This window comes from Cupriavidus sp. FW305-F7 (assembly GCF_058782875.1).
Map to the genome: position 1 here is coordinate 42,897 of NZ_JBYSYC010000003.1, position 26,607 is coordinate 69,503.

Consider the following 26,607-nt stretch of genomic DNA (forward strand, 5'->3'; position numbering starts at 1 on the left):
TCTTGGGTGCGGCACAAGCGCCATCAGAACGCCTTGCTGATTTCCAGCCCGCCATAGAATGCGCGCGGCTGCCCACCGGTCTTCTTGGCACCACCATAGAAGCCAAGCTTCACGGTCTGGCCGAGCGAGATGCCGGTCAGCACCAGACCGCCCTGCGTGGAGTGGTAAAACGGATCGCCATGCTTGATGACCTCCGCGCCGGCCCACGCATCGCCGAAAATCTTGTAGAGAATCCGGCCGCGCGCCCAATACGCCTTGGGCCCGATGTTGTAGCTCGCGATCCCGTTGACGGCCCAGTGTTGCGCGAACTCCTGCTGGCCGAGGACTGTCAATGCCAGGCCCCATTCGCCGCCGTCGGCACGGTTATCGGCGCCTTCTGGCGACACGCGATTGTAGCGATAGCGCGCGCCGGCCGTGGCTTCAACCCAGCCGGTCTTCCAGCCCTTCTGTACGCCAAGCGCCGCCTCGGCCGACTGTCCGTTCACTGACACCGTCGTGCCGTTCGAGCCGTACTTGTAGTGGTAGTCGCTGACGACGAGCTTCTGGGTGAGGAAGGGCACCGGCAGCCAATTGCCGGTGACACCAGCGTATTCGCTACGCTCACCTCCACCGGCGAAGCTTGCCCCGCCGAACAACGTGCCCGCCATAGCCGGCAACGGGACGATGGCCGCGCCACAGAGGGTTACGATGGCGAGCGCACGGTCGGCCCGAATATTCTTGCGCGTGTCCTGCGTCATGCGGCCTTTTTCTTTCATACCGTCGTCGCGTGCGGCGTAATGTTGTAAAGGTGGAAATCGCCGGTTGGCGTCGCTAGCCTGCCCGTGGGCGTCAGCCTGACCGCATGTTCCGTGGCCATGCCTTTCGCTGTGCGACGCAACGTGGCACCAGTGTCCAGATCGAGTTCGATACTGCTGAACAGCAGCGGCGCCGCGCCCTCGATCGTGGCAATGACCACCGGCAACACACCGGCGCGCAGCGGCTGCATCAGCAGTCCCGGCGCCCAGTTCTGCGTCAGCAGTGGCGCGCCCCCGTCGCGGCTCAGCAATTCAGCCAGGCGAGTAAGAGGCGGGGTCTCGGTTTCGGAAAGGTTGCCCATTTCAAGCTGCAGCCGACTGCCGTACAGGAACGTCTCGAGTGCGCCGGTGTTGCCCTGCGCATCCCAGTTGAAGCGCAGTCCCACTGTGGCCTCCCCGGCGACGCCCGCCGCGGCCTTTTCCGCCCACGCCGCAGATCGGTTGACGAACGTTGCGGCGGCCGCATCGCATACGATCAGATTGGGCAGGTGGATGGCTATGTTTACCGTGTCGCCGCGGGATAACGTTGGAATTGGCTCCCCGATGTAAAGCGCGCCGTTGGGGGAAAGGTCCGATGTCAAGCCAAGGTATGACGTGCCATCAAGGGTCAGCGTGATCGGCAGCCGCAGCGGGAAGCGGTACTCGGTGCGGCGGTTGCTTGCATGGCGGTGAGCGTACACGATCACCATTGCTGCCGTGAGAAGGGTCGCGCAGGTCCATATGAGCGTGACGACGCCTGCACCGACCGGAATGCTCCCTGTATGCATCCGGTACAGGCCTGTCGGCACGCTGATTGCCGTAATCCCCGCCAGCACTAGCACCGGCGACATCCAGAGCCACATCCTGCCAGTATCGGAAAGCTGCTTGTCGGTCACGGCAAACGGGATGTTGCGACGAAACAGTCCAACGCTCGTTGACATGAAGGCAAAGAATCGAGTCATGGCGTACTGCTCGCTGAGAAGCAGCGAGTTGTAGCCGCGTCCCAGCTCAAGGTGAACCAACATCGACAGCAGGTAGTACAGGCAGAACAGCAGCAGGAAGGTGTTGAGCGATGCGACGATGGGTAGGTCGCCCGAGAGAAATACTGCCGGCGGTGTCAGAAAGAAAACAAGCTTCTGCCAACCTTCGAAGAAGTAAAGTGCCGACGCGAAATAATTGAGTCGCTGGCCCAGCGTCAGGCCTCGGCTGAAAAGAATTCTTTCGCGCCGGAACACCTGCATCGCTCCCATTCCCCAACGCATGCGCTGCTTCAGGTAGGTGTCAATGCTGTGCGGCGCCAGGCCAAAGGCGAGTGATTCGGCGTAGTACACAGACTTGAATCCCAGCTTGTGCAGCTTGACGGCCGTATGGACATCCTCCGTAACGGTCTCGGTGGCGAAGCCGCCGATTCTCTCCACCGCGGAACGTCGGATCACCGCACAACTGCCGCAGAAGAAGGCCGCATTCAGTGCGTCCTTGCCGCGCTGTATGACTTTGAAGAAGAGCGCCTGCTCATCCCAGACCCGCTTCTTGCCGATGCGGTGGTTGAACGAGTCGATATTGAAGAAGTCCTGCGGTGTCTGCACGAACGCAACGTCTGCATCGTGGAAGAATCCCAGTGTATTCACCAGGAAATCCTTGCGAGGAGCATGGTCGGCGTCGAAGATCGCAATGAATTCGCCTTCGCAGAACTGCAGCGCGTGGTTCAGGTTGCCGGCCTTGGCGTGGGAGTTGTTATCGCGGGTGAGGTAGCGGCAGCCCAGATCCTCGGCCAGCTTGCGCATGTCTGGCCGCCGGCCGTCATCGAGTAGCCAGGTAACATGCGGGTACTCCATCCGCGTGGCCGCCAGCAGCGTACGGCGCAGCAGGTCCACGGACTCGTTGTAAGTGGGCACGAATACATCGACCTTCAGTCCCGCTGGCGGCGGTACTACCTCCCGCACGCTGAGCCGAAAGGTCATCAGCACGAACAGAAGTCCGCTCAGATAACCGTAGACTTCAGCGGCATACAACGGCAGAGACAGCCACGGCGCGTCCATGTTGACGGTTCCTACGCGCCAGGCGAGATACGCGAATCCGCAAGACACGTAGACGGCCACTAGCAAGGCGATATAGCGTTTGGGCTGCTCAGTCTTCATGTTGGCTTCCAATGGGCGCCTTGCCCGTCGAGCTACAAGCGGAGACCTATATCGGCATAGTCATACGACTAGTCCGCATGGTGCCATAGGCGGGAGCTCTTTGACGACTTCATGTCGCATCAGACGGTTGTTGTTTATTTCTGATATGAAGATCATTTAAGGCAGGGGCGGGGACGAGCTGGCTAGTGACCAAAATCTACGCGCAGATTCCACGGTTGCGTGAGTTGATCGCCGAGCGCCTGCGCGATAGAGCGGTGGCCTGCGCAGGGCATACGGTCAATGGTTAAGGAGGGCATTGCAGACGATACGATCCTGGCATGAAGCGTTCCGCCTGCGTGGCGCTTTGCTCTAGAATCGTCCCGTCATTCGATCCTGCGATGCCAGTGCCTTACAGGCCTGCGGCATCGCGCCCGCCACGGAGAACAAGATGAAGGTCCAGAACATCCTGCAGACGATCGGCAATACCCCGCATATCCGCATCAACCGGCTGTTCGGCAACGGCCACGAGGTCTGGATCAAGTCGGAGCGCAGCAACCCCGGCGCCTCGATCAAGGACCGCATCGCGCTGTCGATGGTGGAAGACGCCGAACGCCGTGGCGTGCTCAAGCCGGGCGGCACCATCATCGAGCCGACCTCGGGCAATACCGGTATCGGCCTGGCCATGGTGGCCGCGGTCAAGGGCTACAAGCTGGTGCTGGTGATGCCGGACAGCATGTCGGTGGAGCGCCGCCGCCTGATGCTGGCTTATGGCGCCACCTTTGACCTGACCCCGCGCGAGAAGGGCATGAAGGGCTCGATCGCGCGCGCCGAGGAACTGGTCGCCGCCACGCCGGGCGCGTGGATGCCGCAGCAGTTCGAGAATCCGGCCAATGTCGACGTGCACGTGCGCACCACCGCGCAGGAAATCCTGAACGATTTCCCCGAGGGGCTGGATGTACTGATCACCGGCGTTGGCACCGGCGGTCACCTGACGGGCTGTGCCCGCGTGCTCAAGGACAAGTGGCCGCAGCTCAAGGTGTTCGGCGTCGAGCCGGTGGCCTCGCCGGTGATCTCCGGCGGCGCGCCGGCGCCGCACCCGATCCAGGGCATCGGCGCGGGCTTTATCCCGAAGAATCTCGATACGTCGTTGCTGGACGGTGTGATCCAGGTCGATGCCGAGCCCGCGCGCGAGATGGCACGCCGCTGCGCGCGCGAGGAAGGCATCCTGGTCGGCATCTCGTCCGGCGCCACGCTGGCCGCGATCGCACAGAAGCTGCGCGAACTGCCGGCCAACGCGCGCGTGCTGGGCTTCAACTACGATACCGGCGAGCGCTACCTGACCGTCGAAGGGTTCCTGCCCGCATAAGCAGGCATGAGCGCCCTGGCCCGTGCGGCCCGGGCGCTCAGAACGCTTTGGGCAGCCGCTCAGCGCGACGACAGGCCGTGCCGCTTGTGCCAGTCCGCCAGCGATTCCTTCGGCCAGGTGTCGCAGTGCACATGGCCTTTGCCCTTGGGCACGTCGACCCAGGGCGCGACAGAATCCAGCGCAGCCTCCACCACCTCCGGCGGGCGCGGCAGCGCTGTGTCGATGGCCGATGCATGCGGATGCACCAGCTCTGGCCAGCGCGGGTCCCAAAGCCACAGCGCGCTGCCGCACTTCACGCAGAAATGCCGCTGCGCCGGCGAGCGCCGCGCGCGCTTGCCGGGCTCGCGCAGCACGGCGTGATAGATGCCAAGGTGCTTGCGCCCGCGCACGCGCAGCGTGGCCGCATCGCCGCCCAGGTTGATCGCGTAGCCGCCACTCCCCGCCGTCTTGCGGCAGATTGAGCAATGGCAGTGCATATACGGGTAGGGCGAGTCGGATTCGAGCGAGAAACGGATGGCGCCGCAATGGCAGGAGCCGTCTAGATGCATGGTGTGGGCCTTTGCACGGTGGCGTTCAGGACAGTCCATTGACTGTAGAAAACCCCCGGCAAAGTGCCAAGGCGGCGGTGATGGCTAGAGCGCCTTGCGGAATGTCAGATTGATGCGCAGCCGCCCCAGCAGCGGATGGTCGCCATCGGCCAGTGGCGCCACGCCGTGGAAGGCCAGCCGCGACGGCCCGCCCCACACCACCACGTCGCCATGCGCCAGCCGCACCCGCTGCGGACGGTCCGCGCGGCGCATGCCGCCGAACAGGAACACCGCGGGCAGCCCCAGCGAGACCGAGACGATGGGCGCGCTGAAATCGCGCTCGTCGCGGTCCTGGTGCAGCGAGAGCCGGGTGCCCGGCTCATAGCGATTGATAAGACAGGCATCCGGCTCGAAACCGGCAATGCCCGCTTGCGCCGCCGCGGTGGTGGCCAGTTGCCGGAAACTCGCCGGCATCTCCGGCCACGGCTTTCCGTTCAGCGGATCGACGGGGTCATAGCGATAGCCGCGCGCATCGGAGACCCAGCCGACCGTGCCGCAGTTGACCATCGCCACCGACATTCTCAGCCCGCCGGGGGTGATCATGTGCCGCCAGGGGGCAAGCGCGATGACGGCCTGGACGTCGGCCAGCAGCACTTCGGCATCCGCACGGGCCAGGCCGCGCAGGACTACGGCGCCGTCGGCGAGGGGTTCGATGGCGGGGCTGCCGGAGCCGCTCGGTGGCAGGTCGTCGAACAGGTCGAAAGTCATGAGATGGAGGATTGCGGACGCCTTGGCGCGGTCAGGCGACCGTCAGTTCCAGCCGCTTCCCCAAGGCCAGGAATGCAGCCTCGATCGTATCGATCTTGGTCGCATGGTCCAGGTCGACGATACGCTGCACCTCCTGCTTGCGCGTATGCAGCCGGCGCGCCAGTTCCGCCTGCGTCACGCCCTGCGCGATCATCTCGTTAAGCAGGAGCACCTTCGCCGACACGCTGGCCGGCAGTTCTACCAGATGCTGGCCGCGTCTTGCCTTCGACGGCAGCGGCACCGGGCGGCCATCTTCGAAATAGAACTCCATGGCCGTAGCGAGCGCATCGGCGGCCATCTCGCGGGCCTGCTCGATGGTGTCGCCGCTGGTCAGGGCTTCGGGGATATCGGGAAACGACACAGCAAAGCCACCGTCGTCCGAGACGATGTTGGCAGGGAAACGCAGCATATTGGGACTCCTCCTGCGACAACGGATGCCGGGTGTATGGTAAGCAAAAATGTTTACTGATTCTAGCAGCAATCCGTTAAATCTGGTTGCAGGATTGTGAGCGAAATACATGAACCGGCCGCCGCTGACATGACAAAGGCCGCCCGTCGGGCGGCCTTGCATTCTTCCTTGGCGCAATCACCACGCGCTGCGTAGCGCGAACTCAGGCAAACGTATCGATCTCGCCACGCCCAAGCACGCGTGCGGGACGGGCCGTCGTACTGGCCACCGCCGCCGGCTCAACAGCCGCCAGCGTGCCGGCACCAAAGCTGGTTTGCCCGCGCCCATTCTCCGGTGCCTGCTGTTGCTGCCCGTTGCCATTGCCCGCCTGGCTGGCAAAGCCGTCTGCGCCCACCGAAGTCTGTCCAAGCTGGATGCCGCTTTCCGACAGCGCGGTGCGCAGGTGCGGCAGCGCCGCTTCCACCGCGGCGCGCACGGCCTGGTGGGGCGAGACGAACTGGGCCTGGGCCTGCTCGTTGACCACGTTGAGCACGACCTTGAGCGGCCCGAGGTCGGGCGGGTTCAGCTGCAGTTCGGCGCTTTGCTGGCCTTGCGTGCTCATGCGGATCATCTGCTGGCCAAGGGCCTGCGGCCACTGGCTGTCATACAGCGGCGGGGTGACCACGGGACGGGCGGAGGCGGCTGCAGCGGCTGCAGTAGCCGACGGGGTGGCCTGGCCGGCCAAGGCGGCGGCCGCGGCTTGCGTGTTGTCGGGGCTGGCGGCGGTAGCCTCGCCGGTGCGGGCGGCAGCCTGTGCGACGGCGAACGGTGTTGCCACGGGTCTGGTATCCGCCGTGCCGGGGTTGGCGGCGAGCGGATCGGCGCGGTGCTGGGCGATGCCGCTGTCGGGGCGATTGCCCGATCCGCCGGCAGACTGGCCGGTGGTGTCCTGCTGCTGGACGGCCAGTACGTCGCCCGGGATGGCCTGGGCCGTGCCGGCCTTGCCGTCGGTGCCTGCGCCGGTGCCGGCCTGCATCGCGGCGCGCTGGGATGCGATGGTGGCCAGCGTGTCGGCTACCGAAGGCTGTGCGGGCCGGGCTTCGGTGGTGACGACCTGCAGCGTGTCCGGCTGCGGCGTGGCGGCCGCCGGCATGGCATCGGCCTGGACATCTGCCGTGGCCGGCTGCGTGGCATTTGCCAGCGCCGCCTGCAGTGCGGCGCCGCCGCCGGTGTCGGCAACGCCCGCGAGGGCGGAACCTGGCGCGCACGGTGCGGCAGCAGGGCTGGTCGGGGCGGCGGCAGGCAGCATCAGTGCCAGGGCCGCTGCGGCAGCGGCTGCGGCGTCCGTCGGCGTGGCTGCCGTGGTGTCGTCCTGGTCCTGGTCTTCATCCTTGTGGCCGGCCGTGGGCTTCTTGCCGGCCGCGGCGACTGGCTGGGGCTTGCCGGCATCGGCCTGCGCCGCGGGCTGGCGCGATGCGGGCTGGTCGCGCGCGGTGGTTTCCCTGGCCGGCGACGCGGGGGCCTTGCTGCTTTCGCGAGCGCGCGACAGCGCGTCGCCGAATCCGCTTGCGGTTGCGTCGGCGGTGGCGCGCCTGGCGCTCTCGACCGCATTGGCGGCGCTGCTGACAATCTGGCTGATATCGATCATGGGGTTGGCTACGGGTGTGGCCCGGGTCAGGCTTCGCTGAGGCGGCTGGCCGTGGTGCGGACCAGGCGGGCTGCGTATTCGTCGTTGGCGCGCTGCTCGCGGCGCGCGGCAACCTGGTCTTCCTTCGCTTCGGCGCGCGCGATCAGCGTGTCGAACGAGTTCAGGCGGCGCTTCTGGTGCTGCCAGTGGTTGCGCCCTGCCAGCAGGTCGGCCTCGGCCTTGGCCAGCGCCGCGCCCTGCTGGCGGATGGCATGGTCGAGCGAATCGAGAAAGCGCGAGAAATCCTGCCAGCGGCTCGAGGTCATGCCTTCGGCGGCCACCACCTGCATGCGCGCGCGGTACTCATGGCGGTACTCGGTGAGCTGGTTGAGCTGCTGCTCAGCCTGCGTGCGCAGTCCCTGCAGCCTGCCCAGCTCGCGCGCGGCGGCGTCGGTATCGTTCTGGGCGAGGTCAGCCAGCGTATTAAGCGGTGAATGCCTGGGCATGTTCACTCCTGTCGAAGAGGCTGTGAAGCTGGGCGATGGCGTCGTCGTAGCCGGCGCGCTCGTGGATGTCTTGCTGCAGGAAAGCTTCCATGCGCGGGTGCAGGCGCATCGCCAGGTCCAGCTCCGGGTCGTTGCCCGGCACGTAGGCACCCACGCTGATCAGGTCGCGGTTGCGCTGGTAGCGCGACATCAGCTGCTTGAAGCGGCGCACCGAGCCGAACTGGGCGGCCGGGATCAGCGCGGTCATGGCGCGGCTGATCGATGCTTCCACGTCGATGGCCGGGTAGTGGCCGGATTCGGCCAGGCTGCGCGACAGCACGATATGGCCGTCCAAGATGGCGCGCGCGGAATCGGCGATCGGGTCCTGCTGGTCGTCGCCTTCGGTCAGCACCGTGTAGAACGCGGTGATCGAGCCGCCGCCCTCGGGGCCATTGCCGGTGCGCTCGACCAGCGTCGGCAGCTTGGCAAAGACCGAGGGCGGGTAGCCCTTGGTGGCCGGCGGCTCGCCGATGGCCAGCGCGATCTCGCGCTGCGCCATGGCGTAGCGCGTCAGCGAGTCCATGATCAGCAGCACGTGCTGGCCCTGGTCGCGGAAATACTCGGCCAGCCGCGTCGCATAGGCGGCGCCCTGCATGCGCAGCAGCGGCGAGGTATCGGCCGGCGCGGCCACCACCACCGAACGTGCGCGGCCGTCGGGGCCAAGTATGTTCTCGATGAACTCCTTCACTTCGCGGCCGCGTTCGCCGATCAGGCCGACCACGATCACGTCGGCGCTGGTATAGCGCGCCATCATGCCGAGCAGCACGCTCTTGCCCACGCCCGAGCCCGCGAACAGCCCCATGCGCTGGCCGCGTCCGACGGTCAGCATGCCGTTGATGGCGCGCACGCCGGTATCGAGCACAGTCTCGATCGGCGCGCGCATCAGCGGGTTGATCTGCTCGCCGGCCAGCGGCACCTCCATGGCGGCGGTGATCGGGCCCAGCCCGTCGAGCGGACGGCCCGCGGCATCCAGCACGCGGCCCAGCAGGCCGGCGCCAACCGGCAGGCGCTTGGAGCCCGGCTCGCGCGGCGCGGTGATGCCGGCCGGCTGCGGCGATGGTTCCAGCGGATAGACGCGCGCGCCCGGCAGCAAGCCCACCACATCCGATTGCGGCATCAGGTAGAGCCGGTCGGCGCCAAAGCCCACCACTTCCGCTTCCGCGGTGCGCGGGGCATTGCTGTCGGTGGTGAACTGCCCGGCGGGCAGCTCGATCAGGCAGTCGCTGCCCACCGGCAGGCGCAGGCCCACGGCTTCCAGCACCAGGCCCGCGGCGCGCGTCAGACGGCCGCAGCTGCGCTTGCTGTCGAGCCCGGCGATGCCGGCCGTGGCGCTGTCCAGCGCGCCGATCCAGCGTTGCGCATGAGCCAGCGCGGAATCCGGCGCGGGCGTGGCTTGCTCGGCGGCATCAGGCATGTGGCGGCTCCCACGGATCGTCGCGGCCCAGCGCCTTGACCACGCGGGTCCAGCGCGTAGGCAGCGTGGCATCGCGCTCGCCGCTGGCGGCACTGGCGATGCAGCCGCCGCGCGCCACCGACGGATCGGCGCGCACGGTCCAGCCGGCGGCCGCCAGTTCGCCATGCAGGTGGGTTTCCACCAGCGCCACGTCGTCGGGATGCAGCAGCAGGCTGGGCGATCCGCACAGCGCTGGTTCGCTTGTCAGCAGCTCGCGTACGGCCGGCAGCAGCACTGCGGGGTCGTTTGCCAGGGCGGTGCGCACCAGCTGGCGCGCCACGTCCAGCGCCAGCGACACCAGCGCGCGCGCGACCTGGTCGTCCACGCCGCCGAGCGCGCTGCGAAAGTTGGTGGCCAGCGCCTGCAGCTGCGTGGCCTCGTTGCGTGCGGCTTCCAGGCCGCGGGCGTAGCCTTCGCGGTGGCCGTCGCCGTAGCCCTGGGTCTGCCCCTGGGTGTAGCCCTGGGCATAGCCTTCCTTGCGCGCGCCTTCGCGCATCGCGTCGAGCGCCTCGAAGTCGATCGGCGGCGGTGCGGGCTCGGATGGCATGGCGGCCAGGGCTTCGGGCGGCTCCATATCCCGGGGATCGAGCGAGCCCATCTGCCAGCGCTGCCAGCCGGCTGCGCCGCCACGCGCGCGGCGCGGGGGCTCGAACGGCGCAAAGCCGCCAGGATCGGCGGCCGCGCCGTTGCCGGCAAGGGAAGAGAGCGGGTCGCCGCGCGGCGCGCGGCGTGCGGCCTGGCCGCGCTCAGGGTTTGCCTCAGACATAGGCATCGTCGCCTCCGCCGATCTGCACTTCGCCCGCATCCGCCAGGCGTCTTACCACCTGCAGGATTGCCTTCTGCTCGGCCTCGACCTGCGACACGCGCACCGGGCCCAGCGCGTCCAGGTCCTCGCGCAGCATCTCGCCGGCGCGGGTGGACATATTGCGGATGAACTTGTCGCGCAGCTCCTGCGGCGCGCCCTTGAGCGCGACGATGAGCGACTCGGTGGCGATTTCCTTGAGCACGCGCTGGATGCCGCGGTCGTCGACCTCCAGCAGGTTCTCGAACAGGAACATCTCGTCGATGATCTTCTGCGCCAGGTCGCCGTCGTGCAGGCGCACGCCGTCGATGACGGCCTCTTCGTGCGCGGTGCTCATCAGGTTGATGATCTCGGCCGCGGTGCGCACGCCGCCCATGCGGCTGCGCTTCAGGCTCTGGCCCGCCAGCAGCTTGGTCAGCACGTCGGTCAGTTCCTGCAGCGCGCCCGGCTGCACGCCGCCGAAGGTGGCGATACGCAGGATCACGTCATTGCGCAGGCGGTCGGTGAACAGCGCCAGCACTTCGGAAGACTTCTGGCGGTCCAGGTGGATCAGGATGGTGGCGATGATCTGCGGGTGCTCGTCACGGATCAGCTCGGCAATGGCCGTGGCGTCCATCCAGTTCAGCGAATCGATGCCGCCGCCCGGATCGCGTGATTCCAGGATGTCTTCGATCACCGACTGGGCGCGTTCCTCGCCCAGCGCCTTGTTCAACACGCTGCGGATAAAGGCGTTGGAATCGACGTTCAGGGCCAGGTACTGCTCGGTCTCGGAGCGGAACTCGCCCAGCACCTCGGCCATTTCCTCGCGGGTGACCGAGCTGAGCGTGGCCATGGCCGAGCCCAGCTCCTGCACTTCACGCTGCGACAGGTGCTTGAACACCTCGGCCGCGGCATCCTCGCCGATCGCCATCATCAGGACGGCGCTCTTTTGCAGGCCAGATTCGGACATGCCCTTAGCGGTTGTCATTGGCAATCCAGTTCTTGATCACGCTGGCGACCAGGCGCGGGTCGCGCTGTGCGGCGTCGCGCACCAGCGCGAGGTCGCTTTCATACTTGGCGGCAAGCCGCAGGATTTCCGGGTTGGCGGGCTCGTCCGGCGGCAGCAGCACCGCCTCGGTCTCGTCCCTGGCTTCCGGCGCCGGCAGCGGCGGCGAGGTGTAGCGGCGCAGGATCGGGCGCGCCACCTTGAACCACACGAACAGCGCCAGCACTGCCAGCAGCAGGTAGCCCGCAAGGGTCTTGCCCAGCTCGATCATGTCGGGCTGCTTCCACAGCGGCACCTCGGGCGCGGCTTTCTCGCGCTCGGCGGTGAACGGGCTGTTGACCACGTTGATGGAGTCGCCGCGGTCGGCCGAGAAGCCCATCGCTTCCTTGGTCAGGTTCTCGATCTGCGCCAGCAGTGCCGGCGGCAGCGCTTCGGCCACGAGCTTGCCCTTGGCATCGGCCTGCTGGCGGTAGTTGACCACCACCGCCACCGACAGGCGGCGCACGCCGCCCGGTGCCTGCTGCACGTGGCGCACGGAGCGGTCCAGCTCGTAGTTGACGGTGGAGTCGCGCCGATTGCTGCTGGGGCCGCTGGAAGCCGTGGAATTGGCGCCCGGGGCCCCCTGGCCTGGCTGGGCAGCTTGCGCCGGCTGTCCGGGCTGCCCGGCAGCCGGAGCACCGGCCTGTCCCGGCGCCTGGCCCGCACGCGGCGTCTGCGGCGTGGTCACGGGCGCGGCGGCGGCGGCCGGCGGCTGGTTCGACAGCGCGCCGGGCACGCCGCCCGGCGGCGTGGCACCCTGCTGGGTCGATTCGCTGGTCTGCTGGCTGCGGATGGCCGAGCGGGTCGGGTCCTGATTCGGCTTGTAGCTCTCGTCGGTGTGCTCGACGATGGAAAAGTCCACGTCGGCGGTCACCTGCGCGCGCACGTTGTCCTTGCCGACGATCGGCGTCAGGATCGCTTCGATGCGCTTCAGGTAATTTTGCTCCAGCGCCTGGACGTACTTGAGCTGGGTCGCGTCGAGCATGCGCTCGTTGCCGGTGTTCGACAGCAGGTTGCCGTGCTGGTCGACGATCGAGATCGACTTGGGCGTCAGCTCCGGCACGCTGGACGACACCAGGTGGCCGATGGCCGCGACCTGGCCTTCATCGACGGCGCGGCCCGGGTACAGCTGCAGCACGATCGACGCGGTCGGCTTCTGGCGCTCGCGCACGAACAGCGTCGGCTTGGGGATGGCCAGATGCACGCGGGCGGACTGCACCGCGGCGATGGATTCGATCGAACGCGCCAACTCGCCTTCTAGTCCGCGCTGGTAGTTGACCTGCTCGGCAAACTGGCTGATGCCGAACTTCTGGTTGTCCATCAGCTCCATGCCGGCGGTGCCGCTCTTGGGCAGGCCCTGCGATGCCAGGCGCAGGCGGGTCTCATGCACCTTCTCGGCCGGCACCATCACCGCACCGCCGCCTTCGGCGAACTTGTAAGGCACGTTCATCTGCTGCAGCGACTGCAGCACCGCGCCGCCGTCGCGCTCGGAGAGGTTGCTGTACAGCACCTTGTAGTCCGGGCTGCGCGACCACAGCACGCCCACCGCGATGGCCGCGGCCAAGGCTGCGCCGCCCAGCATCAGCGGCAGCTTCGGGTTGGCCTTCAGGCGCTCGAGCACTTCTGCCGGGCGCCCGGGCAGTGCCACGGCCGCGGTCATGCGCGTGCTCCGGATCCGGCGCCGCGATGCTCGCGACGGCACGGGCGATGCTGACCGCCTTGGTCGTCGGCGCGGCTCACGGCACGGCTCACATTACGCTGCAGAGAAAACACGCGTACTCCCGAATCGATGGTTGTCTGGTGATTTCCGGAGCCAGCACGGGACGACAGCCCGCGCTCTTCCGGCACGGTGGCAATGATCGGCCAGACTTGAGCGCGACAATCCGGCGAACAGACGCGGTTTTTTGTCCGATTTCGGCCCATGGGAGAGCGGAGGCGGCGGGTACTCTGCGGGGGCTGAAACTGGCTGCGAACCGCCTGAGGCCCACCTGCCGGTAGGCCGTTATGTGATGCAAGGGCGCGCCACAAGACGAACTCTGCCGGTGGACCGGCATACGACGAGCCAAATGACCACTATCTCTTCCATCGAGGGCATGCTGCAGCAACTGCGCGGGATGTCCCAGGTTGCCTCGGGCAACAGTGCCAGCCAGTCCGCCGCGCCGGTCGGCGGCGGCTTTGCCGGCGAGCTGCAGCGTTCGCTGGGGCGCATCAACGCCGCGCAGGAGCGTGCCTACGGCCAGGCCGAGGCATTCGAGCTGGGCAAGCCCGGCGTGGCCCTCAATGACGTGATGATCGATCTGCAGAAGGCCAATGTGTCGTTCCAGACCGGGGTGCAGGTGCGGAACCGGCTGGTGGCGGCATACCAGGAAATGATGAATATGGCGGTGTAAGCCTACCGGCCTGCCCAGAAAGCAAAGAGCCCCTGGCGCGCGCAAGCGGTCAGGGGCTCTTGTCGTCCGGGTCAGGTCTACGCTTCAGCGCCTGCGTCCATGCCCGCTTCAAGGTGGTAGATCCACGCCAGCAGTTCTGCCACGGCCACATAGAGCTGCGGCGGCACGTGGCTGTCCAGGTCGACCTGCATCAGCAAGTTCACCAGGGTGGGCGAATCGTGGATATAGACGCCCGCTTCGCGCGCGCGGGCGATGATGGCTTCGGCCACCACGCCATAGCCCTTGGCGACTACGCGCGGGGCCTTGTCGCTGTGCTGGTAGGACAGCGCGATCGCCGTGCCGCGGTCTTGCGCCGCTTCGCTCATCGCGCCTCTCCTTCTGTCATGTTGTCCTGGGTCTGCACGCTCAGGCGCTGCAGCACGATGCCCTGCGCCTCCAGCTGGTTGCGCAGCAGCGGCCGTGCCGCGATGAAACGCGCCGCGACATCGGTCTCGGGCGTTGCCACGCGGGCGTCGAGCCCTGCCGGTCCCAGTGTCAGCACCGCTTCGACGATGCCGAGGCTCGGCAATTGCAGCCGCAGGCGGCTGGACCATGGCCGGGCGTTGTCGTCATGGGCCTGCGCCGCGCCATCCGCATCGGGGCGCAGCAACTCCCACTCCATCGGCACGCCGGGCCAGGCTTCGCCGGCAAAGCGGAACTGCTGCGTGGCGAGCAGTTCCAGCTGCTGGCGGACCACGCCTTCGGTAGCCGGATGGATGGCCGGGCCGGCTGCCGCGGCCTGCCGGCCGGCGTCCGCCGAGGCGATGTCCGGCAGGCCCGCGGCGGCGCGCGCCGCGTGCGGGGCGAGGCTGTCCGGCGCAACAGTGCGCGCGCCAGCCTCCGCGGTAGTCTGGTAGGCCTGCCTGGCCAGCGCCGCGGCGGACTGGCGCTGGGTCCCGGGTTCGGCAGCGGCTTCGCGGCTGTAAGCCGCCGTGGTGGCGGTGCCTTGCCGCAGCGCCTGTTCCGCGGCCGCATGGCTGTGGGCCACGCGCGGATTGCCGGCCGAAGCCAGCGCTTCAGCCAGCACCTGCGAGGCCGGAATCAGCGGCGGCGCCGAGGGCCGCGCCGGCTCCGCCGCTGCGGCACCGCCGGCATAGGTCAGCAGCGCAGACGGCAGCGTTGTTGCTGCGGCCTGCGCAGTGCCACCTGGGGCAGCCGCTCGGGCCGGCACCGGTACTTGCGCCTGCGGCTCCTGGCGGATGCCGGACAACGCGCGCGCCCCGGCAACCCACTGCGCCAGGTGTGATTCGTAGAACAGGCCGCTCTGCCCGACCGTGTTGGCAAAGGCCGCCGCGGCGGCCTGCGCGGACGCTGGCGTGGGCGCGGCGGCCAGCAGCGGGCCGGCGCTGCGAACCGGCTGGGCCTCAGTGCCGTCCATCACCGCAAGGATGGCGCGCGCCGCCGCGCTCAGCGATTCCTGCGTCGAAGTGCCCGGCAGCAACGCAGCCTGGCCCGCCAAGGCGTTGGGGCCGGTGGCCTGCTGGCTGTGGCGGATCGCCTGGCCAGTGGAGTTCTGGACATTCGACTCGGTGGCCTCGGGCACGGGCTGCAGCGCCGCCAGCTTGTCGATGGCAAGCGCGGTGCGCAGCGGTTGTGGGTCCGGGGCCTGACCGGGTGCCAGGCCTGGAGGCAGATGGATGCCGGTCATACGGGTCGCTTGAATGCAGACGGCGGGCTTTCCGGCCCGCCGCAGGGAGCAGTGCAGCGGTCAGGCTGCGTCAGGCCGTGGCGCCATAGGCGGCGGATAGTTCGAACTGGCGGCGCGAGCTGGTCAGCATGTCGCCGAGCTTCTTCAGCTGCGGCATGGCCAGGTCACGGATGCGGGCGTCGTACGTGAGGATGCGGTCCAGCAACTGGTAGCGGCGCATGCGTTCCGCATCGGAAAACGGTGCCTCGTGGTCCATCTGGCGCAGGCGATCCACCTGGGCCAGGTAGCCCTGCTGCAGCTTGGCTACGGTGTCCCAGTCAGCTGCCTGGGCGGCCTCGTGCATGCGTGCGGACAGCGCGAGGATTTCCTCGTAGCAGTCCACGATCGGGGAAAACTTGGGAAGGGAAGCCATGTCAGTTGTCCTGCAAGGCGGGTTGCTGATCCGCGGCCGCGGCCGTGTCGTCGATCTGCGCCCAGGCCGAAGCCAGGCTTTCGAGCAGCGTGTCGACCTCGGCCAGCAGGGCTGCGTCGCTGCGCAGGTTGGCCAGCATCAGCCGGCGCACCATGTACTCGTACAGGGATTCGAGGTTGGCGGAGATCTCGCCGCCAGCCTCATGGTCGAGCACGGCGCGCAGGCCGTTGTCGATGATGTCGATGGCCTTGGAGATGGCGTTGCCGCGTTCGGCAATACTGCCGCCTTCCAGGTGGAACTTCGCCCGCGCAATCGCCGCGCGCGCGCCGTCGTACAGCAGGGTGATCAGCTTGTGCGGACTGGCGCTCATGGCACCGGTCTGGACGCCGACCTGGGCGTAGGCATTGGCGGATGCGCGGGCGAACATGGTTGGGTTCCTTCAGGCTGTGGGATGCGGCGGGACGGTTACTTTTTGGCGCTGTTGTTCAGCGCATTGAACTGCTGCGTCAGGTAGCTGCTTGTGCGGTTCATCTGCGCGACCACCAGGTCCAGTTGCGTGAACTGGGCCTTGTATCGAGCAACCGTGGCAGTAACGCGGTCCTGGACGCGGTCATAGTCGTCTTCCAGGTCCTTCAGCGTCTTGGTGATGCCATCCTGAGCCACCTTCAGCGCGCCATCGGTCTTGCTCAGGCCCTCGATATAGGTGCTGGCGCGCTTGCCGATTCCGCCGTCGCCGGTGGTGCTGGAAAACAGGGACGTGACGCGGCCCAGGTTGTCGTTTATCGCCTTGGTCAGCTTGGTGTCGTCCAGCTTCATCGTGCCGTCTTTGTCGAAACTGATGCCGACGTCGATCAGCGTGATCGTGCCGCCGTTGCCGTCATCCATGGCGCCGCCCAGCATCGACCGCAGGCCGGACTGGATCGTGCGCAGCGTGCCGTCGCCAGTCAATGCCGCGGACGTACCGGCCTTGGTATCGAATGCCGTCAGCGACTTGGCGGAACTCTGAATGTTGTTGTAGGCGGTGACAAAAGCCTGGACGGCGGCCTTGATTGCGACGTTGTCACGGGTCACCACCAGCGATGTCGTGCCTGGCTTGACAAGGTTCATGGTCACGCCCTGCGCTGCGTCCACCACTGAATTGCTCTGGCTGACCACGTCGATGCCGTTGATCTTCAGCGTCGCATTGGCAGGCGGCACCTTCTGTTCCATCTTGTTGGCGGCGGGCGCCGCGGCCGGGTCGAACGCAACCACGCTGTTCAGTGCAGCATCGGTCGACGACACGCGCATGGTGGCTTGCGTTCCGGTCTTGTCCGACGTCAATACCAGGCGGTATGGGCTGGCGCTGCCGTCATTGACGATGCTGGCGGTCACCCCGATGCCGGCCTTGTTGATGGCATCGCGCATCCCTTCGAGGGAAGAATCCGCGGGGATGGTGACCTTCTTGGTGGTAGTGGCGGCGCCACCGGTGGCCAGCGCTTCGCCGAAGTCGAACACGAGCTCGCCGCCGCCGATCGCGGCCTTCTGGTCGGCAACGTTGCTGCTCACCAGCGACTGCGCGGTGGCCAGCGTGTTGACAGTAATGCTGTAGCTGCCAGGCACGGCGTTGGCAGCGGTGGTGACGGTCATCACGTCCGTGTTGCCGACGCTGGCCTTTACGGCGCCGAAGGTGGCAGCATCGGACAGCTTCTTCGCCGCGCCCTGGTAGGCATCCAGCACGCTTTGCACCTGACTGTAGGCCGACAACTTGGTCTGGTAGCTCTTGGCCTGCGCATTGATGGCGTCAAGCGGTGCCTGCTCGGCCTTCTGCAGCTGGTCCAGCAGATCGCTCAGTTGCAGGTTGGAACCGATGCCGATGGAGGAGATCGTTGCCATATTATTGTCTCGTCTTCAACTGATATTCAGGGCTCAGGCCGCGTGGTTGATGAACAACCCCTGCAGCTTGTCGATGGCGCGGGCAATGCGCAGCACCTCTTCGGTGGGCATCTGCCGGATCAGGTCGCCGGTTTCCTTGTCGATCACCTTGGTGATGACGCGGTGCGTGGCGTCGTCGATCTCGAAGCGCAGGCCGATGGTGGTGGTCTTGAGCGCGTCGACCAGCTCGCCGATGGCGGCGCTGGTTTCCAATCCCTGGGCGGCTTCTGTGTGGTCGCTGGTTACGGCACGATCCTGTCGCTGCGTAGCCTGGCTGGCCATGGTGGTGGCGCCGCCAGACGGCATGGCAACGGCTAAGCCTTCGGCTGGCATCCGCACGGTAAAGGGGTTCACTGTCGGGGGAGGCGCCATCGAATACTCCGTCCGGGTTGGGAGGGTTCAGTTCCAGGAGAAACGCTTTGCAGGCAGTCGGGCTGCCTGCGAAATGCTCCTCGGGCAAAAAGGCCGGGCCTTGCGGCCCAGCCTTCTTGCGCGTTTCGCCGACGCGATTAACGCAGCAGCGACAGCACGCCTTGGGTGGTCTGGTTGGCTTGCGCCAGGACCGACGTACCAGCCTGTTGCAGGATGTTCGCGCGGGTCATGTTCGACACTTCCGTTGCGTAGTCAGCGTCCTGGATGCGCGAGCGCGACGAGGACAGGTTGGTCACGGTGGTGCCCAGGTTCGAGATGACGGAGTCAAAACGGTTCTGGACTGCACCCAGCGAGCTGCGCAGGTCGTCGACTTGCTTCAGCGCGGCGTCGATCTTCTTCAGCGCGTTGCCGGTGGGAACGCCCGTGAATTCGGCCGTGGGGGTGGCGCCGCTCAGGGAGATCGTGCCAACGGCCACGTTGAGCGTGGGGGCTGCACCGCCGTCGACCAGCGTATTGGCAGCGACGTAGTTCTTGCCCTGCACGGTGACGTAGCCCGTGGCAGCGCCTGTAGCATCGTTGGCAACGCGCACCAGTTGGTCTTGCAGCGTGACGGCGGCGCTGATGCCATTGGCGGTGTCGTCGAACGCAACATCGGCTTCGTTGAGCTTCACGGCCCCGGTGGTACGGTCGACCGAAGCGGCAAAGTAGTCGTCACCAGCCTTCACGACGAACTGGCCCGAGTTCGCACCGGCAGCCGTCTTGACTTCGTGCAGTTCGAGGTCCGCTGCGGCGAAGGTCTTGCCGGTTGCGGCGTTGATCTTGGTGACGTCGCCTGCAGCGAAGCTCACGTTGAACGAACCGGTACCAGCGGCAGCGTTGATCGTGGTGATCTTCGGGCCAACGTCCAGCGAGTTCTTGGCCACCGAGAAGCCGCTCAGGCCCAGCGTGGTCCTGTCGATCTGCTTCAGATCGATGGAGATGGTTTCGCCGTCGTTGGCGCCAACCTGGACGGACAGCTTGTTGCTGCCGGCCAGAACCTTGACGCCGTTGAAGTCGGTCTGTTGCGACGTACGGTCGATTTCAGACAGGCGCTGGTTGATTTCATCCTGAATCGACTTCAGGTCAGACGACGAGTTCGAACCCGTGGCCGCCTGGACCGACAGTTCACGAATACGTTGCAGGTTGTTGTTGACTTCGGTCAGCGCGCCTTCCGTCGTTTGTGCCAGCGAGATGCCGTCGTTGGCGTTGCGCTGGGCTTGCGTCAGGCCGCGGATGTTCGAGGTAAAGCGGTTGGCGATGGCCTGGCCGGCGGCGTCGTCCTTGGCGCTGTTGATGCGCAGGCCCGACGACAGGCGCTGGATCGCCGTGTTCAGCGACGATTGCGACGTGTTCATGTTGTTCTGAGTCATCAGAGACAACGAATTGGTGTTAATGACTTGCGCCATGGTACGACTCCTATATGCAAAGTTTTGGGCATTCCGGCTAGTGCCGTAACGTTGGCGGCCTGCTTTGCAGGGCGTAGAGTGCCTCCGTTGCTTGGGTTATCGACCGGGCAAGGGAAAGGTTTAGAGTGATCTCCGCGATAGTTTCGCGGGGTGCCGGCAGGGCGGGCGGAGGCCCGGCGCGGCAGGGGGCGCCGGAGCGGGAAGGCGTGTGGGGCGGGCGTTGGCCTAGCGGCGCTTGCGGGTGCGGGGGATGTAGATCGGCAGGAAGTCCGGCGCCGGGGCCGGATCCGGTGCCACCACCGGCGCGTCCGGCGCATTGGCCAGCGTGACCAGGCAGATGGCCCGCTTGTAGACCACCGTGGGCCGGATGTCGTCCGGCTGCCGGCCAAGCAGCACCACGTAGTCGTCGGACGCCAGCACGAGGCCCTGCAGTCGCGCGCCGTTGGACAGGTGGACGATCACAGGCGCCTGGCTGGTGCTGTACGCTGCAAATTGCTGGTGCTGCAGTTGCTTTCGGCTCGGTGACCTGGGCCGGGTTTCCTTCTTCTTCACAACGACTCCGGAAGAGCCCACTAGGGTTCTGGCGGCTGATAATGGTCCGTTGGCCGGCGGCTTGGGGTGCGGCGCGGCCAGGGCGGCAGGGGAAACATCCGCTCTCGGTAGCTGCGGCGTCGCCGGTTGGTGCTGCCAGAAGAGAAGGGGAATACTTCGGGGCTGAGAGTAACAAAGTTCTACAAGCGTTGACGAACCGCGCGCCAATTCGGATCTAGAGTCTTTGCTCTATAAAATGTGTTGCTCTCGAAGCTTGGATATTGTAACAGATTGTGCGCTGCCGCATGCTGCGGCGAGGGATGCAGGCCGGCAGGCCCGGTGTGGACGGGGCCCGTGAGGAAATTGCCAGCCCATGCGAAAAATGCCCTGATGTAGCGTCAGGGCCCAAATTATCAAAAGTGCGCAAACGATCTCATATCGCATGAGGGAATCCCCTGATAGAAACGGGATTTACACCTCATGTAAGCGCGTTTATATTCTTGGCAAGAGCCTTTCGGCTCGAGCAGTCCTGGAAAGCCTACGAGCACCCCGCGCGTAGGCTTCTTTTTTTGCCTGCGTCGTTTGAATCGCGCTCTGTGGCGCTGTGGCTGGTGCGGCTGGTAAATCCGACCGGCCGTTCGGAATGCCGAGGCAGATTTAACGCCACTTTCGCGGCGCGCAATCCTCCGAAATGCGAGGGTTTTTGCCGCCAATTCTCATTTCCCTTCAAGAAGTGTCCGCTGAACGCCGATAGCCGGCGCGGCCCTCAGCCGGCCGTGGTGGCGGTGCCGCGGGCCACGCGCCGCCGTGCACGCGCTGCCAGGCCGGCGCCCAGCACCCAGCGAAGCGCCGGTGCCAGCACATGCATGCCCGCGAGTGCGGCCGGGCGCCGTATCGAAGGGCCGTCCAGATCGAGCTGGTGCCGTGCCCACGGCGGCAGGAGGGCGATGCCGCCGTGGGCCATGATGCGCACCGCCGGCTGCAGCAGCGGGTTGGCCACCGGCATCTTCCGCACCAACCGCACCACTTCGCTGGTGCGTTCGCTGGCCAGCAGCGCAGGCCGCATGGCCTCAAGGTAGGCCGTGACTTCGGCGCGCGAGCGCGGCACGTCGGCCGCGCCCAGCATCTCGGCGATGCGCGCGACCTCGTCGTAGTAGCGATCCTGCTCGGCGCTGCTCAGTGGCCCGACATAGCGCAGGTAGCCAGCCAGGAAGCTCGAGACCTCGGCCACGTGCACCCACGTCAGCAACGCCGGATCGGAGGCTGCATAGTGCCGCCCGTCCGGAGCCACGCCAATCACGCCGGCATGGATGCGCCGTACGCGCCCGATCAGCGCCATGGCATCGGCACGGCTGCCGTAGGTGGTGCCGGCGATGAACTGCGCGGTGCGCCCCAGGCGCCCCTGCATGTCGGTGCGAAAGCTGGAGTGGTCCCAGACCCCGGCCAGCGCCAGCGGATGCAGCGTCTGCAGCAGCAGCGCGCTGACGCCGCCCGCGAGCATTGCCGGAAAGTCGGCGTGCACGCGCCAGCAGACCGCGTCGGGCCCGAACAGGCCGGGATCGCCCGGTGGGTTGTCGTAGTCGAGGGTCAGGCCGGAATTGCTGCGGGTCAGCGCGCGCACGTGCGCGCCAGCGCGCTCACGCAGCCTGGTGGAGAGATGGTTCAGCGGCCCGCGTCCTGGCTGCGCAGGGCGGCCGGCGGCGGGGTCGGTAAAGCTGGACAAGGCCGGTGGTGCCTGGATGGGGAAGTCAGGGCCAGCATACACGGGATGCGGGACGATGTGCGCGCGGTCATGCCGGTGCGCTTGCCGCAAAAAGGGCCGGAGCCCCCTTGCGGGAGTCCCGGCCTGCCAATCTCCGGCGTATGCCCCTGCGGCCGCACCGCATGTTGCTGCCGCACATACCCGGAAAGCTGCCTGTTGTCGTGGCTGTCGCTGGTTACGGCTGGCGTTGTCCGCCTTGCTGGCCACCCTGGCCGCTTTGCTGGCCGCTGCGTTGGCCACTTTGCTGGCCCGGTTGCGAGCTGCCGCGATCCTGCTGCTGTTGTTGGTCCTGCTTGCGGTCCTGGTTACCCATCTGACCGCCGCCTTGTTGTTGTCCCGGCTGTTGCTGGCTGCCGCGTTGGCCAGATTGTTCCTGCTGCTTCTGATCCTGCGGCTTCTGGCCCGACTGCGATTGACCCGGCTGTTGCTGCTGTCCCATTGCTAGCTCCTTGACGCGGCGAACTGCCGCGTTCCCTGATTCGCAATCGCCGTGCCAAGCATGGAAGGACCCGGGTGCCGCCGGCATCGGCCTGTAGCGCGCGATGCAGCACACCGTGCGGCGGGCGCTTTTACAACGGGCGGCCCGATTTACACACCCTGGGTCCCGTCAGGGACGCCTGGCGCGGCCTGGCCGGCAGGTATGGAGCTTGCTGAAAAATGGCTTACCAGTGGTTCCGCGTGCCAGGCAAGGCACGGCAGCGGATGCGCTGGTGACCCGAACAGGAGGCAGCCATGCGTTTTTCCCGAATCCCCGCGCGCACGGTGCGGATGGTCTGTGTTGCTGCGGCGCTGGCGGCGGCCGGCAGCGCGCTGGCGCTCGACAAGAGCGGCCTGATCTTGGTTGCGGCGGACAATACCCCTGCGGCGCCCGTCAATTCCGCGCCGGGCATGCCAGGCCGTGCCGACCCTGACCGGGGCGCCGCCTCGGACATGAGCGTCGACAAGACCAAGCGCGCCGTCGAGGACAGCGCCATCACCACCAAGATCAAGACCAAGCTGCTCACGACCAAGGACCTCAAGTCCACCGCCATCCATGTGAAGACCCAGCAGGGCACGGTCGACGTGAGCGGCACGGTGCCGAGCCAGCAGCAGCACGACATGGCGCTGGACGCGATCCGCAGCGTCGAGGGCGTGACGTCGGTCAATGACAACCTGAAGGTGTCGTCGCGCTGAGACATTGCTCCCTCTCCTGCAAGCGGGAGAGGGAGAACCCCATCGGGATTTGGCGAACCGCAGCGCCGGCCTAAGCCGCGTGCTTCCTGCGCGTAGTGCCTGCACTCTTGCGCGCGGCCGGCGCGTGCGACTCGCGCTTGGCCGGTGCGCGCTTGGTCTTGGCGGCAGTGCTGGCGCCCTTGGCAGGCGGGGTCGCAGCCCGCTTTGCAGCGGGCTGCTTACTGGCGGCGGCATGCCGCGCAGGGGTCTTGCGGCGCGCGGGCGCGGCGCCTTCCTTGTCTTCCTTGCCGCGCTGGCCCAGGCTCTGGCGCAGCAGCGCCACCATGTCGATGACCTTGGCGCCCTGGCGCGGCGCTTCTTCCTCTGCCGCAGGCGGGGTCAGCTGGTGGGTCTTGCCGGAATCGATCTTTTCTTCGATGCGCGCCATCAGGTCGTCACGATAGCTGTCGCGGTACTGTTCCGGCTCCCAGTCTTCGCTCATGTCGTCGACCAGCTTGGTGGCCATCTCGATCTCGCGCGCGTGCGCGCCGGTGGGTTTGCCGGTGGCTGCCTTGGGCAGGCGCAGTTCAGAGATGGGCAGCACCTCGTCGGCAAAGCGCATAGTGTTGAGCACGAGCGCGTCGCCGTGCACCAGCATCGCGGCCAGGTGCTGGCGGGCGCGCAGCACCACCAGCGCCAGCGCGGCACGCCCGGTGCGGCGCATGGTTTCATGCAGCAGCGCGTAGCCGCGCTCGCCGCGCTTGTCGGGCTCGAGGTAGTAGGGCGTATCGAAGTAGTACGGCGGGATGCTCTGCGCGTCGACAAAGCTGACGATATCCACCGTCTGCGTGGCCTCGACATTGGCCTGGCGGAAGTCTTCCTCGTTCAGCAGCACGTATTCGTCCTTGGCGTACTGGTAGCCCTTGACGATATGTTCCTTGTCGACCGGCTTGCCGGTGCTCTTGTTGATGCGCTGGTAGCCCACCGGCGCCATGTCGCGCACGTCCAGCAGGTCCAGGTCCAGCGTCTGGCTGCGCGACGCGGGCCGCAATACCACCGGGATGTTGACCAGGCCAAAGGTTATGGCGCCTTTCCAGATGATGCGTGACACGTGACGGCTCCTTTGCCAACCGCACGGGCACGTTGCGGCGGCGGTGGCGGCAGATCGCCCGGAGGCGGGTCTGCCACCGGCTCGGGCGGGCCCGGCGGAGGCTCCGGCGGCGGGGTTTCAGGCTTGCGCTGCGGGATGTCGGGGTCGGGCGTGGTATGCACGGAGCTTCCTTGTTCAAGGGTGGACGGGATCGGCGGCTGGCATTGGCATCGCGCTAGGGGTGGCCCGCGCTGAGGTCGTCCAGCAGCCGTGTCAGCGCGTCCAGGTCGGCCGGCTTGACCAGATGCTGGTCGAAGCCCGCTTCCAGCGCGCGGCGGCGGTCCTCTGGCTGGCCGAAGCCTGTCAGCGCCACCAGCGTGGCGCCGCGCATCTCGGGCAGCGCGCGCAGCCGGCGCGCGGTCTCGAAGCCGTCCATGGCGGGCATGCCCAGGTCAAGCAGCACTACCTCCGGACGGGCGTCGGTGGCGCACGCCAGCGCGCTGGGGCCGTCGGCGGCGGTCACCACCGTATGGCCGAGCGTCTGCAGTGTCATCATCATGGCTTCGAGCGCGTCAGGGTTGTCGTCCACCACCATGATCCGGCGCGGCACGCCGCGGTGCGGCGCAGCGCGGCCGGAGCCTGGGTGCCACTTCTGCCACGGCTCCAGTGGCAGCGTCACCGTGAAGGTGCTGCCCTGTCCGGGGCCGGGGCTGTCGGCGCGGATGGTGCCGCCATGCAGGCGCACCAGCTTTTGCACCAGCGTCAGGCCGATACCGGGTCCGTCCTGCTGGAACGCGCTGCGCGGCGACTCTGGCTCGGTGCCGTCGTCATGCGGGGCCAGCGGATCGAACAGCTGCCGCTGAAGCGCCTCTGACAGGCCGGCGCCGTTGTCGCGCACGCGCACGCTGACGCGGCCACCGGACGCGGCATCGGGCACAGTGTCCGCCGCGCTGTCTTCAAGACTGGCATCGACGGCGATCTGGCCGCCGGCGGGCGTATAGGCTGCGGCGTTCTGCAACAGGTTGCTGAAGATCTGCGTCAGGCGCACCAGGTCGCCCCGTACCGGCAGGGGCTGCTCGGGCAGCGACAGGCGCAGCGTATGGCCGCAGGCCTCCATCGTGGGGCGCACGGCTTCCACCGCGGTACTGAGCGCGGTGCGCAGTTCCACCAGCTCCTCGCGCAGCGTGATGCGGCCCTGGTTGAAGCGCGAGATGTCGAGCAGCTCATCCACCAGCCGCGTTAGGTGGTGCAGCTGCCGGCCGATGATGTCGCGCGCACGGAACATGTCCTCGCGCGACGGCGAAAGCTGCTGCAACAGGTCCGCGGCGCTGCGCAGCGGCGCCAGCGGATTGCGCAGTTCATGCGCCAGCATGGCCAGGAACTGGTCCTTGCGCCGTTCCTCGTCGTGCAGCGCGCGTTCGGCGCGGTTTTGCAGCGTCACGTCCTGGCAGGTGCCGGCAATGCGCGACGGCGGCGCGCCGGCCTCGGCCGGCGGGCCTTCCGCGCTGCGCACCGGAAACGCCTGCGCGCGGATATCGCGCCGCTCGCCGTCCGGGCGCGTCAGGCGGAACTCGATGTCCAGCCTGCCGTCGCCCAGCATGCTGGCAAAGGCCGCTTCCACGCGCGCACGGTCGGCCGGGGCCACGCGCTCCAGGCAGCGGCGCGGCGCTTGCACCAGCTGCTCGGGTGTATGGCCGCACAAGGCGGTGAGCGAGGGGCTGGCGAACAGCAGGCGGGGCTCTGCCGGGTCGAGGATCCACACCACGTCGGCCAGCGATTCGGCAAGCTGGCGGAACATGTCTTCATGCGCATGCAGTGCCCGCGAAGTGCGGTGATAGGCGTCCTCAGCACCGCGCAGCCGCAGCAGCGCCTGGATCCTCGACAACACCTCGTCCGGCTCCGCAGGCTCGACCAGGTGGCCGTCGGCGCCGCAGTTCAGCAGCTCTGCGCGCTGGCGCGATTGCGCCAGCCCCGGCGAGGTCAGCAGCACCAGCGTGTGCGCGGTCTGTGGATCGGCCTTGAGCAGCCGGCAGACTTCCAGCCCGCTGATATCGGGCAGGCGTGCTGCCAGCAGCACCAGCACGGGCGCATGCTGTCGCACCAGCGACAGCGCCGAATGGCCGGTGGCGGCCTCGATCACGGAATACCCGCCGCGGTGGAGGATGCGGCTCTTGACATAGCGCGGCCCCTCGCGGTCATCGACATTCAGGATCAGCGGGGCCGGGTTGGCGACGTGCGGCTTCATGGCATCACGCTGACAGGCGCTTGCGCGCCGGCGCGGAGGGTTGCTCGGGAGCAAGGCCTAGGATGGTCCGCGGCTCCGTGTAAAACCACGCCGGCCGCGCCGCACCGCTTGCAAGCTTTGCCGCGCCGGCGCGGCTGCCGGTTGTAGTTATTACATGCGTGCAGAAGTCGTCCATCGCCGT

The 26,607-nt window shown here is 67.1% G+C and carries 26 protein-coding genes; 4 read left to right on the forward strand and 22 right to left on the reverse strand.

From position 1 onward, the window contains the following. Positions 1-23: 23 nt before the first annotated feature. Both bcsS and AC3WL8_RS03555 read right to left on the reverse strand, forming a co-directional pair. On the reverse strand, positions 24-755 hold the full coding sequence (gene bcsS / locus AC3WL8_RS03550; protein WP_492377920.1) for a cellulose biosynthesis protein BcsS: 732 nt from the start codon (positions 753-755) through the stop codon (positions 24-26). After that, positions 752-2,911, reverse strand: coding sequence for a glycosyltransferase (locus tag AC3WL8_RS03555; protein ID WP_211979467.1), 2,160 nt, complete (start codon positions 2,909-2,911; stop codon positions 752-754). Before AC3WL8_RS03555 ends, bcsS begins: the two co-directional genes overlap by 4 nt. A gap of 427 nt (positions 2,912-3,338) precedes the next feature. On the opposite strand from AC3WL8_RS03555, the gene cysK reads away from it, so the two are divergent. Beyond that, positions 3,339-4,256 (forward strand): cysteine synthase A, encoded by a 918-nt coding sequence (gene cysK, locus AC3WL8_RS03560; RefSeq protein ID WP_153954100.1) that lies wholly within the window; start codon positions 3,339-3,341, stop codon positions 4,254-4,256. A gap of 59 nt (positions 4,257-4,315) precedes the next feature. Here cysK and AC3WL8_RS03565 read toward each other — a convergent pair whose 3' ends face one another. The 9 genes from AC3WL8_RS03565 to fliF form a co-directional block, all read right to left on the reverse strand. Next, positions 4,316-4,804, reverse strand: coding sequence for a GFA family protein (locus AC3WL8_RS03565; protein WP_211979466.1), 489 nt, complete (start codon positions 4,802-4,804; stop codon positions 4,316-4,318). Between the two features lie 84 nt (positions 4,805-4,888). Further along, entirely contained in the window at positions 4,889-5,551 is a 663-nt protein-coding gene (gene alkB, locus AC3WL8_RS03570) for a DNA oxidative demethylase AlkB (protein WP_211979465.1), read from the reverse strand. A gap of 31 nt (positions 5,552-5,582) precedes the next feature. Next, a complete protein-coding gene (locus tag AC3WL8_RS03575; protein WP_492377921.1) occupies positions 5,583-5,999 on the reverse strand; it encodes a type II toxin-antitoxin system HicB family antitoxin in 417 nt (138 codons plus the stop codon). A gap of 202 nt (positions 6,000-6,201) precedes the next feature. Continuing rightward, the gene (locus AC3WL8_RS03580) at positions 6,202-7,626 is read right to left on the reverse strand and encodes a flagellar hook-length control protein FliK (protein ID WP_492377922.1); all 1,425 of its coding nucleotides are present in this window, start codon (positions 7,624-7,626) and stop codon (positions 6,202-6,204) included. A 26-nt stretch (positions 7,627-7,652) separates the two neighbouring features. Beyond that, positions 7,653-8,111 (reverse strand): flagellar export protein FliJ, encoded by a 459-nt coding sequence (gene fliJ / locus AC3WL8_RS03585; protein ID WP_013953957.1) that lies wholly within the window; start codon positions 8,109-8,111, stop codon positions 7,653-7,655. Next, complete coding sequence (gene fliI, locus AC3WL8_RS03590) at positions 8,089-9,564, reverse strand: flagellar protein export ATPase FliI (protein WP_211979462.1); 1,476 nt, start codon at positions 9,562-9,564, stop codon at positions 8,089-8,091. Before fliI ends, fliJ begins: the two co-directional genes overlap by 23 nt. Further along, a complete protein-coding gene (gene fliH, locus AC3WL8_RS03595) occupies positions 9,557-10,375 on the reverse strand; it encodes a flagellar assembly protein FliH (protein ID WP_153954105.1) in 819 nt (272 codons plus the stop codon). Before fliH ends, fliI begins: the two co-directional genes overlap by 8 nt. Continuing rightward, the gene (fliG, locus tag AC3WL8_RS03600; protein WP_013953954.1) at positions 10,362-11,372 is read right to left on the reverse strand and encodes a flagellar motor switch protein FliG; all 1,011 of its coding nucleotides are present in this window, start codon (positions 11,370-11,372) and stop codon (positions 10,362-10,364) included. Before fliG ends, fliH begins: the two co-directional genes overlap by 14 nt. Continuing rightward, positions 11,359-13,089: a flagellar basal-body MS-ring/collar protein FliF gene (gene fliF / locus AC3WL8_RS03605; protein ID WP_013953953.1), complete on the reverse strand. Its 1,731-nt coding sequence runs from the start codon at positions 13,087-13,089 to the stop codon at positions 11,359-11,361. Before fliF ends, fliG begins: the two co-directional genes overlap by 14 nt. A 406-nt stretch (positions 13,090-13,495) precedes the next feature. Here fliF and fliE point away from each other — a divergent pair, with 406 nt between their 5' ends. After that, positions 13,496-13,819 (forward strand): flagellar hook-basal body complex protein FliE, encoded by a 324-nt coding sequence (fliE, locus tag AC3WL8_RS03610; protein ID WP_041688225.1) that lies wholly within the window; start codon positions 13,496-13,498, stop codon positions 13,817-13,819. Between the two features lie 77 nt (positions 13,820-13,896). Here the strand turns inward: fliE and AC3WL8_RS03615 are convergent, their stop codons facing one another. The 9 genes from AC3WL8_RS03615 to AC3WL8_RS03655 form a co-directional block, all read right to left on the reverse strand. Beyond that, the gene (locus AC3WL8_RS03615; protein WP_211979460.1) at positions 13,897-14,184 is read right to left on the reverse strand and encodes an EscU/YscU/HrcU family type III secretion system export apparatus switch protein; all 288 of its coding nucleotides are present in this window, start codon (positions 14,182-14,184) and stop codon (positions 13,897-13,899) included. Further along, a complete protein-coding gene (fliK, locus tag AC3WL8_RS03620) occupies positions 14,181-15,506 on the reverse strand; it encodes a flagellar hook-length control protein FliK (RefSeq protein WP_211979459.1) in 1,326 nt (441 codons plus the stop codon). The genes AC3WL8_RS03615 and fliK overlap by 4 nt, the downstream gene beginning before the upstream one ends. 70 nt (positions 15,507-15,576) lie before the next feature. Continuing rightward, entirely contained in the window at positions 15,577-15,918 is a 342-nt protein-coding gene (locus AC3WL8_RS03625) for a flagellar protein FliT (RefSeq protein ID WP_013953949.1), read from the reverse strand. 1 nt (position 15,919) lies between these two features. Continuing rightward, the gene (fliS, locus tag AC3WL8_RS03630; RefSeq protein WP_013953948.1) at positions 15,920-16,345 is read right to left on the reverse strand and encodes a flagellar export chaperone FliS; all 426 of its coding nucleotides are present in this window, start codon (positions 16,343-16,345) and stop codon (positions 15,920-15,922) included. Positions 16,346-16,383: 38 nt separating this feature from the next. Next, positions 16,384-17,790 (reverse strand): flagellar filament capping protein FliD, encoded by a 1,407-nt coding sequence (fliD, locus tag AC3WL8_RS03635; RefSeq protein ID WP_013953947.1) that lies wholly within the window; start codon positions 17,788-17,790, stop codon positions 16,384-16,386. Positions 17,791-17,823: 33 nt separating this feature from the next. Then, positions 17,824-18,201, reverse strand: a complete 378-nt coding sequence (locus AC3WL8_RS03640) for a flagellar protein FlaG (RefSeq protein WP_211979458.1) — start codon at positions 18,199-18,201, stop codon at positions 17,824-17,826. A gap of 137 nt (positions 18,202-18,338) precedes the next feature. Further along, positions 18,339-19,646 carry a FliC/FljB family flagellin gene (locus tag AC3WL8_RS03645; RefSeq protein WP_211979457.1) on the reverse strand — a complete coding sequence of 436 codons (1,308 nt, stop codon included), beginning with the start codon at positions 19,644-19,646 and terminating at the stop codon, positions 18,339-18,341. Positions 19,647-19,871: 225 nt separating this feature from the next. After that, positions 19,872-20,198 (reverse strand): RNA chaperone Hfq, encoded by a 327-nt coding sequence (locus AC3WL8_RS03650; RefSeq protein ID WP_211979456.1) that lies wholly within the window; start codon positions 20,196-20,198, stop codon positions 19,872-19,874. A 745-nt stretch (positions 20,199-20,943) separates the two neighbouring features. After that, positions 20,944-21,900, reverse strand: a complete 957-nt coding sequence (locus AC3WL8_RS03655) for an oxygenase MpaB family protein (RefSeq protein WP_371827363.1) — start codon at positions 21,898-21,900, stop codon at positions 20,944-20,946. 235 nt (positions 21,901-22,135) lie between these two features. Here AC3WL8_RS03655 and AC3WL8_RS03660 point away from each other — a divergent pair, with 235 nt between their 5' ends. Further along, positions 22,136-22,384 (forward strand): hypothetical protein, encoded by a 249-nt coding sequence (locus AC3WL8_RS03660; protein WP_194946805.1) that lies wholly within the window; start codon positions 22,136-22,138, stop codon positions 22,382-22,384. Positions 22,385-22,671: 287 nt separating this feature from the next. Then, positions 22,672-23,112 (forward strand): BON domain-containing protein, encoded by a 441-nt coding sequence (locus AC3WL8_RS03665; RefSeq protein ID WP_013953942.1) that lies wholly within the window; start codon positions 22,672-22,674, stop codon positions 23,110-23,112. A gap of 70 nt (positions 23,113-23,182) precedes the next feature. Here the strand turns inward: AC3WL8_RS03665 and ku are convergent, their stop codons facing one another. Both ku and AC3WL8_RS03675 read right to left on the reverse strand, forming a co-directional pair. Continuing rightward, positions 23,183-24,202, reverse strand: a complete 1,020-nt coding sequence (gene ku, locus AC3WL8_RS03670) for a non-homologous end joining protein Ku (RefSeq protein WP_211979455.1) — start codon at positions 24,200-24,202, stop codon at positions 23,183-23,185. A gap of 214 nt (positions 24,203-24,416) precedes the next feature. Next, complete coding sequence (locus tag AC3WL8_RS03675; protein WP_153954114.1) at positions 24,417-26,426, reverse strand: response regulator; 2,010 nt, start codon at positions 26,424-26,426, stop codon at positions 24,417-24,419. Between the last annotated feature and the right edge of the window lie 181 nt (positions 26,427-26,607).

What these genes read in the sequence shown, in the direction of transcription:
- bcsS (WP_492377920.1), bottom strand. Translation starts at nt 755, where the DNA reads ATGAAAGAAAAAGGCCGCATGACGCAGGACACGCGCAAGAATATTCGG.
- AC3WL8_RS03555 (WP_211979467.1), bottom strand. Translation starts at nt 2,911, where the DNA reads ATGAAGACTGAGCAGCCCAAACGCTATATCGCCTTGCTAGTGGCCGTC.
- cysK (WP_153954100.1), top strand. Translation starts at nt 3,339, where the DNA reads ATGAAGGTCCAGAACATCCTGCAGACGATCGGCAATACCCCGCATATC.
- AC3WL8_RS03565 (WP_211979466.1), bottom strand. Translation starts at nt 4,804, where the DNA reads ATGCATCTAGACGGCTCCTGCCATTGCGGCGCCATCCGTTTCTCGCTC.
- alkB (WP_211979465.1), bottom strand. Translation starts at nt 5,551, where the DNA reads ATGACTTTCGACCTGTTCGACGACCTGCCACCGAGCGGCTCCGGCAGC.
- AC3WL8_RS03575 (WP_492377921.1), bottom strand. Translation starts at nt 5,999, where the DNA reads ATGCTGCGTTTCCCTGCCAACATCGTCTCGGACGACGGTGGCTTTGCT.
- AC3WL8_RS03580 (WP_492377922.1), bottom strand. Translation starts at nt 7,626, where the DNA reads ATGATCGATATCAGCCAGATTGTCAGCAGCGCCGCCAATGCGGTCGAG.
- fliJ (WP_013953957.1), bottom strand. Translation starts at nt 8,111, where the DNA reads ATGCCCAGGCATTCACCGCTTAATACGCTGGCTGACCTCGCCCAGAAC.
- fliI (WP_211979462.1), bottom strand. Translation starts at nt 9,564, where the DNA reads ATGCCTGATGCCGCCGAGCAAGCCACGCCCGCGCCGGATTCCGCGCTG.
- fliH (WP_153954105.1), bottom strand. Translation starts at nt 10,375, where the DNA reads ATGCCTATGTCTGAGGCAAACCCTGAGCGCGGCCAGGCCGCACGCCGC.
- fliG (WP_013953954.1), bottom strand. Translation starts at nt 11,372, where the DNA reads ATGACAACCGCTAAGGGCATGTCCGAATCTGGCCTGCAAAAGAGCGCC.
- fliF (WP_013953953.1), bottom strand. Translation starts at nt 13,089, where the DNA reads ATGACCGCGGCCGTGGCACTGCCCGGGCGCCCGGCAGAAGTGCTCGAG.
- fliE (WP_041688225.1), top strand. Translation starts at nt 13,496, where the DNA reads ATGACCACTATCTCTTCCATCGAGGGCATGCTGCAGCAACTGCGCGGG.
- AC3WL8_RS03615 (WP_211979460.1), bottom strand. Translation starts at nt 14,184, where the DNA reads ATGAGCGAAGCGGCGCAAGACCGCGGCACGGCGATCGCGCTGTCCTAC.
- fliK (WP_211979459.1), bottom strand. Translation starts at nt 15,506, where the DNA reads ATGACCGGCATCCATCTGCCTCCAGGCCTGGCACCCGGTCAGGCCCCG.
- AC3WL8_RS03625 (WP_013953949.1), bottom strand. Translation starts at nt 15,918, where the DNA reads ATGGCTTCCCTTCCCAAGTTTTCCCCGATCGTGGACTGCTACGAGGAA.
- fliS (WP_013953948.1), bottom strand. Translation starts at nt 16,345, where the DNA reads ATGTTCGCCCGCGCATCCGCCAATGCCTACGCCCAGGTCGGCGTCCAG.
- fliD (WP_013953947.1), bottom strand. Translation starts at nt 17,790, where the DNA reads ATGGCAACGATCTCCTCCATCGGCATCGGTTCCAACCTGCAACTGAGC.
- AC3WL8_RS03640 (WP_211979458.1), bottom strand. Translation starts at nt 18,201, where the DNA reads ATGGCGCCTCCCCCGACAGTGAACCCCTTTACCGTGCGGATGCCAGCC.
- AC3WL8_RS03645 (WP_211979457.1), bottom strand. Translation starts at nt 19,646, where the DNA reads ATGGCGCAAGTCATTAACACCAATTCGTTGTCTCTGATGACTCAGAAC.
- AC3WL8_RS03665 (WP_013953942.1), top strand. Translation starts at nt 22,672, where the DNA reads ATGCGTTTTTCCCGAATCCCCGCGCGCACGGTGCGGATGGTCTGTGTT.
- AC3WL8_RS03675 (WP_153954114.1), bottom strand. Translation starts at nt 26,426, where the DNA reads ATGAAGCCGCACGTCGCCAACCCGGCCCCGCTGATCCTGAATGTCGAT.